The following is a 13,267-nucleotide window of genomic DNA, read 5'->3' on the forward strand; positions in this document are numbered from 1 at the left end:
CTCAGACGTCCTCGTGGTTCAGTACGGCCGGCGCGATGTCCTCGTCGCCGTCCCAGACACCGTCCTCCGCGCGGAGGAGGTCCGAGCCCTCGCCTTCCCGCTCCTTGTCACCGGCTCCACCGGCGCCGCCCATCGGCATCATGGGCATCATCGGCATGCCGTTCATGCCGTTGACGCCGCCGGGCAGGCGGGGCACGCCTCCGGCCCCACCGACGCCGCCGCCGACGCCCGTGCCGCCGCCACCGGTGTACGAGCCGGTGCCCGGACCCGTGGAGGAGGAGCGGATCGGGTCGGCGGGGTTGACCGGGTTGACCGTGTTGAGGCCCTGGGGCTGGACGGTCCTCGGGTCGAAGAACGACAGGTCGGTCTTGGTCGGGTCGTACGCCGACGGGTCCGGCATGGCCGGGTTCTTGACGTCGGGCATGTTGGCCGACGGGTCGGGGAACCGGGGGTCCGGATACTGCGGCGTCTTGAAGTCCGGGCTGGGAACGTTGGGATTCGGGACGTTGGGAGACGGAACCTTCGGCGTATCCGGATATTTCGGCAGATCGTTGGGGTCTGGGACCTTGGGGTGTGGGATGTCGGGGTTCTTCAGGTTCGGGTCGTCGAACTTGGGCAGGTCCGTCTTCGGCCCGCCGTTCATGCCCGGCCCGTCGAGCCCCGGGATGCCACCGCCGCCCGGCGGCTTGAACCCGGCGGGCACGCCGCCCTTGTCACCGCCGAACTCGGGCGCCGGGGTCTCGTCCGACGCCTTGTACCTGGCGTCGGCCACCCCGAGCGCGTTCTCCCAGGAGGCGATCGCCCGCTTGGCCGTCATCATGGCGTTCTGCTGCGCGTCGCGGGCCTGCGAGTGCGCGGTGTCCGTGGACATGCCGACCACGCCGAAGCTAGGCATGGAGATGTGGATGCCGCCGGTCCTGGTGGCCAGGTTGCCGGCCTTGGCGGCGTCGGACGCCAGCGACTTGGCGTTGGACTCCAGCTTGCCCTTCTCGAACTGCACGCCGGACCCGGCTTGCGCCATCGTCCCGCCGGCGCCGGACAACAGCTGCTGGATCCGGTTGTACTCGTCGGTCATCGATCGCCTCTTCTCGTGCCCGTCAGTCGATCACGGGCGTGGTGACCTCGTGATGGGCCGACCAGGCGTCCCTGTCCTCGGACAGGTACGTCGTGCGCTCGTGATCCTCGCCCTCGGGTCCCGCCGCCCCGCCCAGCGGCATGAACGGCATCATGCCCATCGCGTTCGACCTGGCCGCCAGGCCGCCCGCCGGCGTTCCCTGGCCGCCCATCGCGCCGGAGCCGCCGATCACGGCCGGCGTGCCGGGCGGCAGGCCCGTGGTCGGGGCCGGGGTGGTGACCGTCGGGGTGAAGGGCGTGGTCGTGGGCGTCGTCATCGTCGGCGTCGTGATCGTGGGCGGCACGCTGGAGGTCTCGGTCGCGCGCGGGTCGCGCACGTCCGGGGTCGTGGTCGTGGGGTTCTCGGCGCCGATCACCGGCGGCGCGGTCCCGTCCCCGGGCCGCTGCCCACCCGGCGCCGGCGGCTGCTGCGTGCCGTCCCCGGGCTTCTCGCCACCCGGCTGGTCACCGCCGGGCTGATCGCCACCGGGCTGGTCCCCGCCGGGCTTGTCGTCCGGCCCACCCGGCTTATCCGGGTTCGTCGCGTCCGGCCCGCCCGGCTTGTTGTCGCCGGGATTCCCCGGCCGGCCGCCGTTGTCGCCGCCGCCCGGGAGGTTGTGGCCGCCGCCCGGGTCGTTCCTCGACCCCGGTCCGTCCTCCCCGAAAATGCTCTGGTACGGCCCGCCCGTCGGCAGCGTGTACGGCCGGCCGCCCCCGAGATCGCCGGGCAGGGAGACCTCGGGCAGCTCGTACTCGACGGCGACCGGCACGTCGGTGGTCCATAGGGTGACGATCTGCCCGTTGAGGGTCTGGAGGATCTGCTGAGCCTCCCGGTTGCGCGCCGCCGGGTCGTCCGGCGGCTTCGGCGCCCGGCCGGGCTCGGGCTTCGGCGTGGACGTCGAGGTCGGCGGCGCCGACGAGGGCGGCTTGGGGGTGGTCGTGACCACCGGCGACTCGGACTTCGCCGGCGGGGGCGGCGCGTCCTTCTCCGGCATCTCCACCTGCGAGATCTTCCTGCGCGCCTCGGGCAGGTGGACCTCGCCGTACGTCTTCAGCGCCGTGGACAGCAGCTGCATCTTGAACGACAGCTCCGCGCCGGTGGCGTGGAGCATCTGCAGCGCGCGCTGCGCCGTGGGCGAGGAGTCGCTGGTCCACACGCCGGCCAGCTGCCCGGCCAGGCCGGGCAGCGCGTTGACCAGCGTGTCGATGGCCTTGGCGGCGTTCGCATACGTCTGCGCCGCCGCCGTCACGGCCGTGGGGCTCGTCGCTTCAAGCCACTTCTTGATCTCCTCGGCGGAATTGGAGACCGGGACGTTCTGCGGCTGCCGCGCCGGATCGCGAATGGGCAGCGAGCCCGATTTCGTCACAGTGACCTTCCCCCTAGGCTTTGCGAACCCCGTTTGGATCGTGCTTCTCGTAGATGTCGGCGGAGGCGCGAATCGCCTTCACCACGTCCGCGTAGTGGGTGACGAGCATGTCGAAGACCACGCCAAGGCGGGCGCCCCTGCCCTCCTTGCCGGGGGATGGGCCACCGGGGCCGCCGGTGCCCACGCTGTGGGCCAGATCCGACGCGGCCTGCCATTCGCCCATCTCGCGACTGCCGAGCTGGAAACAGTTGTTCAGCGAGTCGAGGCTGCCCGCGCCCACGCCCTTGAGCGGTTCGAGGGCCTTCTCCAGCTCGCCGGCGATCCGCCGCATCTCCGCGACGTCATACTCGAGCACTCCGGCCTTCGGCTGAACGCCGGGCCAGTCTTCCCTGACAACGATCGCCATGGGCAGCCCTTACGGGGTTTCCCACATGGCGCGGTTGCGGGCCTCGGCCGCCTGGTAGTTCTCCGAGGCGATGCCCAGCGCCTTGCGGGCCTCGCCCAGCTTGGCGGCCATTTCCTTTTCCTTCTGGTCCCACAGGCGGCGGTGACCTTCGAAGTACTCCTTGACCGGACCCTCCCAGGAGGCGCCCAGCTTGGCCTCCAGGTTCTTCATGAGGTCGTCGGTCTCCTTGTCCAGCGCGGTGATGATGCGCAGGAACTGCGTGGTCACGCGCTCCATCTGCGCGAAGTTGACCTTGGTGTAGGTACCGGTGAGGTCGGCCATCCCGTGTCCTTCCTAAGCTCTGGCGGCTATCGGTTGACCTTGTCGAACTCGCCGAGGTTGATCAGCGAGTCGATGACGTTGACCTGCTGCCTGGCCTCTTCACGGGCGGCGGCGTAGGTCTTGGCGTTGGCGTCCATGTTCTGGGCGATGCCACGCAGGTCGTTCTCGACGTCGGCCATCAGCCGGTCCCAGTCGTTCATGGCCTTCTCGAAGGCCGCGGCGGCCTCGCCCAGCCATCCGGTCGCGCGCAGCTCGGCGACCTCGGTCACCACGTCGCCGCGCATCTTCTTGACAGCCTCCGCGCTGACCACGACGTCCTGCGCGGCGGTCTGCACGAGGGCGTCATCCACCCCGAAGAAGCTCATCTGGTTCCTCCCGCTAGTGATCCCCGTAACGGCTATCAAACGGCACAACAACCATCAGGCGCAACACACGCCACAACGGTAAATATCACGAACCGGTCGCGCTTGCGTGGATAGTGGGTAAACCCGCAGTTCAGGTACATGCCAGGTTTGACAGGTTTTCTGCAGGCGATGTCACGAAACTTAGTGATCAGTCCTAAATGAGCGGGGTTCATGACATCCTTCGGGGCGCTCGGCTAATCTTGGCGATCATTCGGAGGAGGGTGCGTTGAGCGATCCACAGAGCCTGGACAGCCTCCTCAACTGGGGATCCGCCACCGTGGCCACCGACCGGGGCGACCTCGCGGCCTCGGCGGGCACAGGCTTCGGCCCCGTGACGGAGACAGGCACAAATCCCGGCTCACCCGAGGCCCAAATCACCCCCGTGAACGCCGCCTCGGACAGCGAGAACGGCGGCGAGGGCGACGGCGAGCCCGGCTGGGTGGACCCGCAGCCCGCGCCCGGCGATCCGGCATGGGAGGACTCCGACCGGACCGCCCCCGGCGACGAGACCGCCCAGGACTCCGGCCCCGACGGGGACTCGGGCACACCCGGCGACCCCTCGGACCCGGCCGACGACGGCGAGATCCCCGACACCGCGGGCCCGGCCGACGGGCAGGGCGACGACGTGGAGGACGGCAAGGTCGACGGCCCCCAGGACGGCGACCAGAACAACGACGGCCGGCCGGGCGACGGCGACCCCGGCGGCAACCAGCCAGGCGACCCCGGGAACCCCGGAGACACCGGCAACCCCGGAGACCCGGGAAGCCCGGGAAACCCCGGAGACGGCACCAAGCCCCCGGACGACAGCACCAAACCCCCAGACGACGGCACCAAGCCACCCGAGGACGGGACGAAACCCCCCGAGGACGGGACCAAGCCACCTGAGGACGGGACCAAGCCTCCAGAAGACGGCACGAAACCCCCGGACGACGGCACCAAACCGCCCGAGGACGGCACCAAGCCCCCTGGAACCGAGCCGCCCGGCACCGAGACCCCCAAGATCCCGGACGTCCCCTCGCCGCCGAGCGGTGGCGGCGGTTCACCGAGCGGCGGTGGCGGTGGCGGCCCGTCCCTCCCGGGCCCCGGCACCGGCACCGGCCCGGGGACCAAGCCCGAGGGCAAGGACGATCCGCCACCCCGGACGCCGGACATCAACACCAGAACCGTCCGCTTCAGCTCGATCAGGGACCTCAGCACCTACATGGACAAGGAGGCCCTCCCCAAGCTGAACTCCACCCACGAGTCCGCGAACGGCAACCACGCGAGCATGTTCATCTTCGGCGCCGCCGCCGCCCCGGTGGGCTCGGCCCACGAGGGCTTCCGCAGCGATGCCGTGAACTACCTGGCACAGCGCATCACCAGGCTCCAGAAGTGGACCAAGAAGCTCCAGGACTCGGCGAAGAACTGGGAAGCCGCCGAGGACGCCAACAAGAAGGGAACGCCGTAGGTGGACACCGGCCTGACCCTGTACATCACCGCGGCCGGCATGAGCGCGACCGCCGTCGCCCTGCTCGCCACCCCCAACCCCTTGGGACGGGTGAGCTGGAAGACCGCCCCGGCCATCCCCTTGACGATCATGGCGATGGCCTCGTCGCCCGAGCGCATCGGCGAGGTCAGGGCCAATTGGGAGAAGACCTCCGGGCAGATCCAGAAGGTCGTCGAGGCGCTGGACGAGGCCAAGGGCATCACCCCGCCCGAGTCGTGGGCCGCCGACGACAAGTCGGCCTACGACAAAGAGGCATCTGCGGTGACGACCAGCACCAAGGAGGTCCAGGCGGTGTTCAAGGCCATCGCGGACGGGTGCGGCGGCCTGTCCACGATCTCCACCGCCGGCGCCTACCTCAGCATCTCCGCGGCCACGGCGCTGGCGTCGGCGGCCCTGATCGCGCAGCTCTCCCGGCTCACCGGACCGGCCGGGTTCTTCGCCGGCAGCGCCGCCTCCGCGAAGATCCTCATGAGCGTCCACGCGGTGGTCACCAAAGCGCTGGGCAGCAAGGCGGTAGCCGCGACGTCGCTGGCCACCCTCATCACCTTGGCCGCTTCCGCCTACCTCCAGCGCTCGTCGATCGACGACGCCCTCGGCAAGGCGAAGGAGAAGCCCGTCCAGGCGTAGTCAGAGGTTGAGGCGCCGCCGGATCGCGTCGAGTTCGGTCATGACGTTCTCGAAGGTCCGGTTGTAGTCGGCCTCGACGTTCTTGAGCGGCTCCAGCACGGACTCGGGGTCCTTGAGCATGCGCATCGGGTTGTCCTCCTCGCCGTACGCCTCGCTCATGGCGGCGCCGACCTGGTTCTGGAGGTCGTCGTTCGCGGCCCGGATCACTTCCTTGATCTTCTCGGCCAGTTCGCCGGAGCTCAGCCGCATCGCCTTGGGGTGGAGTTCCAGCTCGGCCAGGCCGGCCGCCGAGTACCCGGCGGTGACCAGTCCGTCCTCGTCCGTGGCCCGGCCGACGACGTCCTCGAGCGCCTTCTGCAACTCGCCCATCTTGGCGAACTGCTCGTCCGCCGTCTTGAGAAGCTTGTCGACGTCGATGTCGGCGAAGTCCCCGAATCCTTGCACGTCCCCGCTCCGATCTCGCTCGAAGATGTCCAGAAAAAACTCACTGCAACGGACTAGCCGGACAATCCGCGCACCCAGGTATAGACCTCCAGCACCCCGAGCGCCAGCGGGAACAACTGCACGATCAGCATGATGTCCACGATGTCGGCGGCCCGCCCCCAGAACGGCGAGGGGCGCCCGGCCGGCAGCCACACGCCCATGCCCACGGCCAGCAGCGCGATCCACAGCAGCCCCATGCCGACCCCGATCGCCACCAGCGCGTTGCCTCGCACGGTCAGCGTGGTGGCCAGCATCGCCAGCCCGCCGAACCCGGCGCCGATGAGCCAGAGCCGCTGCCCGAGCCCGGTCAGCACGCGGGCGCGCATGAACAGGGTGAGCGACAGCGTCAGCGTCATGACCAGCGCGATCCAGCCGCCGTCGAGGACCAGGAACACCTGGGCCCCGGAGACGACCATGCAGATGGCGATGACCATCCCGGTCACGTAGTTCTGCGCGTGGCGGGTGCGGGCCAGCAGGGCGACGCTGTCGAGGCGCTGGTTGTCGGCGCGCAACTCCTCCGCGGTGGTCGGCATCGCCGGCAGCGGCAGCCGGGCCAGCCGGAAGGCCAGGGCGGGGATCAGCGGGCTCAGCGCCAGCAGGAGCGTCGCCGCCACCGCCGCGACCCCGGAGGGCGAGCCGCCGAACACCATGATCACGCCGGCGCCGATGGCCCCGGTGACCGCGGCGACAGCCGTACCCAGGAATCCGGGGACGCCGTCGGCGACCAGAGTGCCGCCGAAGGTGGCCGCGAGCGCCGTGCAGGCGAGCGCGGCCAGCAGGCTGGGCGCCCCCAACGCGAAGATGCCGACCTCGCCCGCCGGCGCCAGCAGCCCCGCCAGAAACGCGTACGGCAGGGCCACGTGGGCGATGGCCACGCCCGCCTTGGAGTCGCCCACGGCGCGGGACATGATCGTGCCGGTGATCACGAGCAGCAGGGCGAAGACGCCCGCCACGATGGCGGTGACGCCCCACGGCGGGCCGATCAGCACGAGGTTGAGCGCGCCGGCCGCCAGCAGGGCGACGGCGCCGCCCAGGCCGAGGGCGCGCGCGTGCTTGGGCGTCCAGCGGCTGGGGCCCTCTGAGACGCCGGTGGCGATCACGTCGGCCACGTCGTCGTAGAGGGCCGGGGGCAGGACGGCCTCGCGGGGGCGCAGGTAGAGGATCTCGCCGTCGAGCACGCCGAGCGTGCCCAGGCTCTGGCTGAGGTCGAACGGCGTGCCGCCGAGGCGCTGCAGCACCCAGCCCGGCCCGGCGGCGTTCTCCCCGCCGATCTCGCCGAGCGCGCGCAGCAGTCCCGGCAGCACGTGCGGCAGCGGGATGTCCGCGGGCAGCGCGAGATCGGCTTTTCTGCGCGGGCCCACGATCGTCACGTGGCACAACGGCTGGGGCGGAGCAGGCGCCTGGGCGAGCGCCCCCTGCTGCATCGGCCCCTGTTGTATCCCTATCGGCCCCTGCATGCCTTGAGCCAGCGGCCTCACAGATGCACTCCCTCGTCCCGGGGATACCACCGACAACCTGCAACATATCGGGCGGGCGATCTGGTAAGAAAGTCAAACCATCTAACGGGAGGGTTTTACGGTGGGTAACGTCATCGTCCGGCGGCCGGAGCGGCGTCCCCCTCCCGCACCTCCACGGGGCGAGGTGCTGCTCGAGTCGCCGCCCGAGATCCCCGAGGTCCAGGGCCAGGGCTTCATGATGGTCCTCACCTACCTGCCCATGGTCGCCGGCGCCGCGGCGATGGGCCTCATGTTCACCGCGGGCGGACAGTCCAACCCGATCATGTACGTGGCCAGCGGCCTGTTCGCCTTCTCCATGGTCGGCGTCACCATCGGCCAGATGGGCCGCCAGGCGGGCGAGCGCAAATATCGCCTCAACGGCGAGCGCCGCGACTACTTCCGCTACCTGGCCCAGGTGCGCAGGAAGGCGCGCAGAGCCGCCAAGCAGCAGCGCGAGGCGCTCGAATGGGGCAGCCCCGACCCCAGCACGCTGTGGTGGATCGCCCTCGGCGCGCGCCTGTGGGAACGCCGCCCCCGCGACAACGACTTCGGCACGGTACGGCTCGGCACCGGCGTGCAGAAGCTGGCCATCCAGCTCATCCCACCGGACTCCAAACCGGTCGAGGACCTCGACGCCCTGGCGGCCGGCGCGCTGCGCCGCTTCGTGCGCGCCCACTCCACCGTCGCCGAACTCCCGGTCGCCGTCGCCCTCGGCTCCTTCGCCAGGATCAAGCTGAGGGGCGACGACGCCTCCATCCGCGGCCTGGTCCGCGCGCTGGTGTGCCAGCTGGCCACCTTCCACGCGCCCGACGACATGCGCATCATGGTCTGCGCCAGCCCCGAGCGCATGGCCCGCTGGGACTGGATCAAGTGGCTGCCGCACGCGCTGCACCCGGACGAGGCCGACGCGGCGGGCCCCGTGCGCCTCATGGCCGAGAACCTCGGCGAGCTCGACCGGCTGCTCGGCGGCGAGCTCAAGGAACGGCCCCGGTTCAAGCCCGGGGCGGTCGCCGACGCTCTGCCGTACCATCTGCTGATCGTCGACGACGGGCTGGTGCCGCACGACTCCCAGCTCGGCATGGACGCCATCCAGGGCGTGACCGTGGTGGATCTGTCGGACTCGACCGGGCTCGTGCAGGAGAAGAGCATGCTCCGGCTCGACATCCAGCCGGACGGCTTCCACATGGTCAAGATCGACCACGCGGGCAAGGAGAGCACGACCCGCCTGGGCGACCCGGACAAGCTCGACTACCTGCGGGCCGAGGGCGTCGCCCGGCAGCTCGCGCCGCTGCGGCTGTCGACGGGCAAGGGCTCCGAGGCGCAGGACGTGCTCTCGGTCAACACCTCGCTCACCGACCTGCTCGGCGTCGGCGACCCCACCCGCATCGACCCGGCCGTGGTCTGGCGGCCGCGCGCCGGGCGCAACCGGCTGCGCGTGCCCATCGGGCTCGGCGCCGACGGCCGCATCGTGGAGCTGGACATCAAGGAGTCCGCCCAGGGCGGCATGGGACCGCACGGGCTGGTCATCGGCGCGACCGGCTCCGGCAAGAGTGAGCTGCTGCGCACGCTCGTGCTCGGCATGGCGCTCACCCACTCCTCCGAGATCCTCAACTTCGTCCTGGTCGACTTCAAGGGCGGCGCGACCTTCCTCGGGCTGGAGACGCTCTCCCACGTCTCCGCGGTCATCACCAACCTCGAGGACGAGCTCCCGCTCGTGGACCGCATGCACGACGCGCTGCACGGCGAAATGGTGCGCCGCCAGGAACTGCTGCGCGCCGCGGGCAATTACGCCTCGCTGCGCGACTACGAGCGCGCCCGCGAGCAGGGCGCCGACCTGGCGCCGATGCCGACGCTGTTCGTGGTGCTGGACGAGTTCAGCGAGCTGCTGACCGCCAAGCCGGAGTTCATCGAGCTGTTCGTCATGATCGGCCGCCTGGGCCGGTCGCTCGGCGTGCACCTCCTGCTGGCCTCCCAGCGCCTGGAAGAAGGCCGGTTGCGCGGCCTGGACACCCACCTGTCGTACCGGATCGGCCTGCGCACGTTCTCGGCCATGGAAAGCCGCGTGGTGCTCGGCGTGGCCGACGCCTACGAGCTGCCGTCCGCGCCGGGCAACGGGTACCTGAAGTTCGACACCTCGGGCATGACCCGCTTCAAGGCCGCCTACGTCTCCGGCGCCTACGAGCCCGACCCGCTGCACTCCACCACCGGCGAGGGCGGCGGCATCGTGCGGGAGGTCGTCGAGTACGGCCCGGCCCACGTGCCCCTGCCGATCGTGGAACAGGTGACGGAGAAGCCCGAAACGGACAAACAGGAAGGGCCGCAGGTCAGCCTCCTGGACATCGTCGTGGGCAAGCTGGAGGGCCAGGGCCCGCCCGCCCACCGGATCTGGCTGCCGCCGCTGGCCGAGCCGCTGGCGCTCAACCATCTGCTGCCCCCGCTGTCCATCACCCAGGCGCACGGGCTGACCACCCCCGGCTGGCCGGGCCGCGGCCGGTTGAACGCGGTCGTGGGCATCATCGACAAGCCGTTCGAGCAGCGTCGCGACCCGTTCTGGGTGGACCTGTCCGGCGCGGCGGGCCACATCGGGGTGGCCGGCGGCACCCAGAGCGGCAAGAGCACGGTGCTGCGCACGCTGGTCACCAGCATGGCGCTCACCCACACGCCGAAGGAAGTGCAGTTCTACTGCCTGGACTTCGGCGGCGGCTCGCTGGCCTCCCTCGACGGCCTGCCCCACGTCGGCAGCATCGCCACCCGCCTGGACGCCGACCGGGTGCGCAGGACCGTCGCCGAGATCGCCGGCGTCCTCCAGGAGCGTGAGCGCCGCTTCGCCGAGCAGGGCATCGACTCCATCGCCGCCTACCGGCGGCTCATGGCCGAAGGCAAGATCCAAGGCGACGGCTGGGGGGACATCTTCCTGGTCGTGGACGGCTGGCTCACGGTCAGGCAGGAGTTCGAGGCCATCGAGGGCGTGATCACCGACCTGGCGGCGCGCGGCCTGGGCTACGGCATCCACGTCGTGGCGGCCACGAACAAGTGGTCGGAGTTCCGGCCCGGCATCCGGGACCTCTTCGGCACCAGGGTCGAGCTCAAGCTGGGCGACCCGTACGAGTCCGAGGTGAACAGGAAGGCGGCGCTGGCCGTCCCGGAAGGGGTGCCGGGGCGCGGGCTCACCCGCGAGGGGCTGCACTTCCTGTCGGCGCTGCCGCGCATCGACGGCGCGCAGGACACCGAGGACCTCTCCGGCGGCGTGCGCGCGCTGGTGCAGGCGGTCAAGGACGCCTGGCGGGGCGACCCCGCGCCCGCCGTACGGCTGCTGCCCGCGCTGCTGCCGGCCGGCACGCTGCCCGGACCGGAGGAGACCGGGCCGCGGCGCATCCCGATCGCGATCGACGAGGCGTCGTTGTCGCCGGTCGTGCTGGACTTCGACGCCGACCCGCACTTCATCGTGGTGGGCGACACCGAGAGCGGGAAGTCCAACCTGCTGCGGGTCATCATGGAGGGCCTGGTGGCCCGGCAGACCCCCCGCGAGGCGATGATGATCGTCATCGACTACCGGCGGGCGCTGCTGGACTCCGCCGTGACCGAGAACCGCATCGGCTACGCCGCCTCCAGCGCGGCCGCCGCCGACCTCGTCAACAACGCGCGCGCGGCACTGCTCAAGCGGCTGCCGCCCGCCGACCTCACGCCCGAGCAGCTCCGCGCCCGCGACTGGTGGCAGGGCTCCGACCTGTACATCGTGGTCGACGACTACGACCTGGTGGCCACCTCGTCCAACCCGCTGGCGCCGCTGGCCGACCTGCTGCCGCAGGCGCGCGACATCGGGCTGCACCTGGTGATGGCCCGCCAGATGGGCGGCATCAGCCGGTCGATGTTCGACCCGATCATCACCAAGGTCAAGGACATGGCCAGCCCGGCGGTCATCCTGTCGGGCAACAAGGACGAGGGCATCCTGTTCGGCAACGTGCGGGCGCACCCGCTGCCGCCGGGCCGCGGGTACTTCGTGGACCGGCGCAACGGCGCCCGCCTCTCGCAGACCGCCTTCCTGCCCGCCGACCAGGAACCTTCAGAGTAGCCAGAGAGAAAAGGGGGGCGACGCGTGGCAGGAGTGGACGTCTACTACGACGCGTTCGACGATTTCCGCACAGCATGCAGAAAGGCCGCGTCGGGGATGAACGTCTCCGACGCCATCACGAACGACCCCAAGAAGCCGGTCAAGGCGCCCGGCCCGACCACCGACTCCAGCATCTTCGGCAAGCTGGCCAAGTCCGGCACCCTGGCCACCGCCGTCGACGGCGTGTGGAAGGAACTGGGCGACGAGCTCGGCCTCGTCAAATCCAACCTGCAGGGCGTCGAACGCGCCATCGACCAGGTCGAGACCAACCTCAGGAAGGCCGACACGCCCCAATGAGCGAGACCGAGGACAGCATGCCGGGGATCACCGCCCTGGCGGAGAAACGCAACAAGGTCACCGGCAACCCCGCGGCGATCCGGCTCCTCGCCACCCACTGGCGCACCGCCGCCGGCAACCTCGTCGATCACACCGGCGCGCTCAGCCGCGCCGTCAACCAGGTCACCGGAGCCTGGCACGGCGTCTCCGCCGACGCCTTCTCGAAGTACATGGCGGTGTACAGCAGGGCCGGCGACGAGCTGCACGACGCGCTGGCCGGCGGCGCCAACGCCCTGGACACGGCGGCCACCGCCCTGGAGACCGCCCAGGGCAAGCTCAACACCCTCTACACCAACACCGTCACCCGGGCCAACGAGTACCGCACCCGGTACAAGAAGGAGAACCCGGGAGCCACCGAGGCCCAGATCAAGCCCGGGGTCACGGACATCGTCAGCCAGGCCAACAAGGACGCTGACCCGCTGGTGACGGAGGCCGCCGACGCCGTCGACAAGGCGGAGGCCGCGGTCCGCAAGGCTCTCGGCGACCGGGAGATCACGTTCGCCGCGACCAACAAGCCGGGCGATCAGAACTTCACCCCCAAACCCGGCACCAAGCTCGAGTGGCAGCGGCGGCCGAAGAGCGAGGTCCGCAACACCAACCTGTCCGGTTACGGCAATGGAAACGGCACCGGTTCCGGCAGCGGTTCGCCCGGAGGCGGCGCCGCCCCGGGCGCCGGCGGCGGCGCGCCCGCGCCCAAGGCCGAGGTGGTCGCCTGGATCAAGGAAGCGCTGACGATCATCAAGGCGAACGCCGCGAAGATCAAGGCCGAGCGGGGCATCGACGTCAGCGACCTGGACCCGGACGACCCCGTAGCCATCGAACGGATCTGGACGATCATCTACCACGAGTCCGGGGGCAACCCCAAGGCCATCAACAACTGGGACATCAACGCCCAGAACGGTGTGCCGTCCCAGGGCCTGATGCAGACGATCCCGCCCACGTTCAACGCGCACAAGCTCGCCGGATATGACGACATTCTGGCGCCGGTGGACAACATCATCGCGGGCGTCCTGTACACCTACGACCGCTACGGCAATCTCGCCAACCACCCCGGCATCAACTCGCTGGAGAGGGGCGGCGACTACAAGCCCTACTGACGCACGAAAGCTCCCTGCCC

Annotated in this window: 12 protein-coding genes; 5 read left to right on the top strand and 7 right to left on the bottom strand. The window is 70.5% G+C overall.

Annotated elements, in window-relative coordinates:
- Position 1: 1 nt before the first annotated feature.
- From FVE25_RS37885 to FVE25_RS37905, 5 genes are read right to left on the bottom strand one after another with little or no spacing between them, the layout of a single operon-like run.
- A complete protein-coding gene (locus FVE25_RS37885; RefSeq protein ID WP_157252317.1) occupies positions 2-1,075 on the bottom strand; it encodes a type VII secretion target in 1,074 nt (357 codons plus the stop codon).
- 22 nt (positions 1,076-1,097) lie between these two features.
- Positions 1,098-2,480 carry a hypothetical protein gene (locus FVE25_RS37890; RefSeq protein WP_157252318.1) on the bottom strand — a complete coding sequence of 461 codons (1,383 nt, stop codon included), beginning with the start codon at positions 2,478-2,480 and terminating at the stop codon, positions 1,098-1,100.
- A gap of 13 nt (positions 2,481-2,493) precedes the next feature.
- Positions 2,494-2,886 carry a hypothetical protein gene (locus tag FVE25_RS37895; RefSeq protein WP_157252319.1) on the bottom strand — a complete coding sequence of 131 codons (393 nt, stop codon included), beginning with the start codon at positions 2,884-2,886 and terminating at the stop codon, positions 2,494-2,496.
- A 9-nt stretch (positions 2,887-2,895) separates the two neighbouring features.
- Positions 2,896-3,207: a WXG100 family type VII secretion target gene (locus tag FVE25_RS37900; protein WP_157252320.1), complete on the bottom strand. Its 312-nt coding sequence runs from the start codon at positions 3,205-3,207 to the stop codon at positions 2,896-2,898.
- Positions 3,208-3,233: 26 nt separating this feature from the next.
- The gene (locus tag FVE25_RS37905) at positions 3,234-3,572 is read right to left on the bottom strand and encodes a WXG100 family type VII secretion target (RefSeq protein ID WP_157252321.1); all 339 of its coding nucleotides are present in this window, start codon (positions 3,570-3,572) and stop codon (positions 3,234-3,236) included.
- A gap of 265 nt (positions 3,573-3,837) precedes the next feature.
- Here FVE25_RS37905 and FVE25_RS37910 point away from each other — a divergent pair, with 265 nt between their 5' ends.
- Together FVE25_RS37910 and FVE25_RS37915 are read left to right on the top strand one after the other, a co-directional pair.
- Complete coding sequence (locus tag FVE25_RS37910; protein ID WP_157252322.1) at positions 3,838-5,058, top strand: hypothetical protein; 1,221 nt, start codon at positions 3,838-3,840, stop codon at positions 5,056-5,058.
- Positions 5,059-5,724, top strand: coding sequence for a hypothetical protein (locus tag FVE25_RS37915; RefSeq protein ID WP_157252323.1), 666 nt, complete (start codon positions 5,059-5,061; stop codon positions 5,722-5,724).
- Here the strand turns inward: FVE25_RS37915 and FVE25_RS37920 are convergent, their stop codons facing one another.
- Together FVE25_RS37920 and eccD are read right to left on the bottom strand one after the other, a co-directional pair.
- Positions 5,725-6,168: a YbaB/EbfC family nucleoid-associated protein gene (locus FVE25_RS37920; RefSeq protein ID WP_157252324.1), complete on the bottom strand. Its 444-nt coding sequence runs from the start codon at positions 6,166-6,168 to the stop codon at positions 5,725-5,727.
- A 53-nt stretch (positions 6,169-6,221) separates the two neighbouring features.
- A complete protein-coding gene (gene eccD / locus FVE25_RS37925; RefSeq protein WP_246268070.1) occupies positions 6,222-7,631 on the bottom strand; it encodes a type VII secretion integral membrane protein EccD in 1,410 nt (469 codons plus the stop codon).
- Positions 7,632-7,785: 154 nt separating this feature from the next.
- Here eccD and eccCa point away from each other — a divergent pair, with 154 nt between their 5' ends.
- From eccCa to FVE25_RS37935, 3 genes are read left to right on the top strand one after another with little or no spacing between them, the layout of a single operon-like run.
- The gene (gene eccCa, locus FVE25_RS37930; RefSeq protein ID WP_157252325.1) at positions 7,786-11,775 is read left to right on the top strand and encodes a type VII secretion protein EccCa; all 3,990 of its coding nucleotides are present in this window, start codon (positions 7,786-7,788) and stop codon (positions 11,773-11,775) included.
- Between the two features lie 24 nt (positions 11,776-11,799).
- Complete coding sequence (locus tag FVE25_RS54050; RefSeq protein WP_181019849.1) at positions 11,800-12,111, top strand: hypothetical protein; 312 nt, start codon at positions 11,800-11,802, stop codon at positions 12,109-12,111.
- Complete coding sequence (locus tag FVE25_RS37935) at positions 12,108-13,247, top strand: transglycosylase SLT domain-containing protein (RefSeq protein ID WP_181019850.1); 1,140 nt, start codon at positions 12,108-12,110, stop codon at positions 13,245-13,247. The genes FVE25_RS54050 and FVE25_RS37935 overlap by 4 nt, the downstream gene beginning before the upstream one ends.
- Positions 13,248-13,267: the final 20 nt, after the last annotated feature.

The sequence above is a fragment of the Nonomuraea typhae genome (assembly GCF_009760925.1).
Classification (GTDB): Bacteria; Actinomycetota; Actinomycetes; order Streptosporangiales; family Streptosporangiaceae; genus Nonomuraea; species Nonomuraea typhae.

Excerpts from the sequence above, each read along its gene's own strand:
- FVE25_RS37895 (WP_157252319.1), bottom strand. The coding sequence starts at position 2,886 with ATGGCGATCGTTGTCAGGGAAGACTGGCCCGGCGTTCAGCCGAAGGCC.
- FVE25_RS37885 (WP_157252317.1), bottom strand. The coding sequence starts at position 1,075 with ATGACCGACGAGTACAACCGGATCCAGCAGCTGTTGTCCGGCGCCGGC.
- eccD (WP_246268070.1), bottom strand. The coding sequence starts at position 7,631 with ATGCAGCAGGGGGCGCTCGCCCAGGCGCCTGCTCCGCCCCAGCCGTTG.
- FVE25_RS37905 (WP_157252321.1), bottom strand. The coding sequence starts at position 3,572 with ATGAGCTTCTTCGGGGTGGATGACGCCCTCGTGCAGACCGCCGCGCAG.
- FVE25_RS37900 (WP_157252320.1), bottom strand. The coding sequence starts at position 3,207 with ATGGCCGACCTCACCGGTACCTACACCAAGGTCAACTTCGCGCAGATG.
- FVE25_RS37935 (WP_181019850.1), top strand. The coding sequence starts at position 12,108 with ATGAGCGAGACCGAGGACAGCATGCCGGGGATCACCGCCCTGGCGGAG.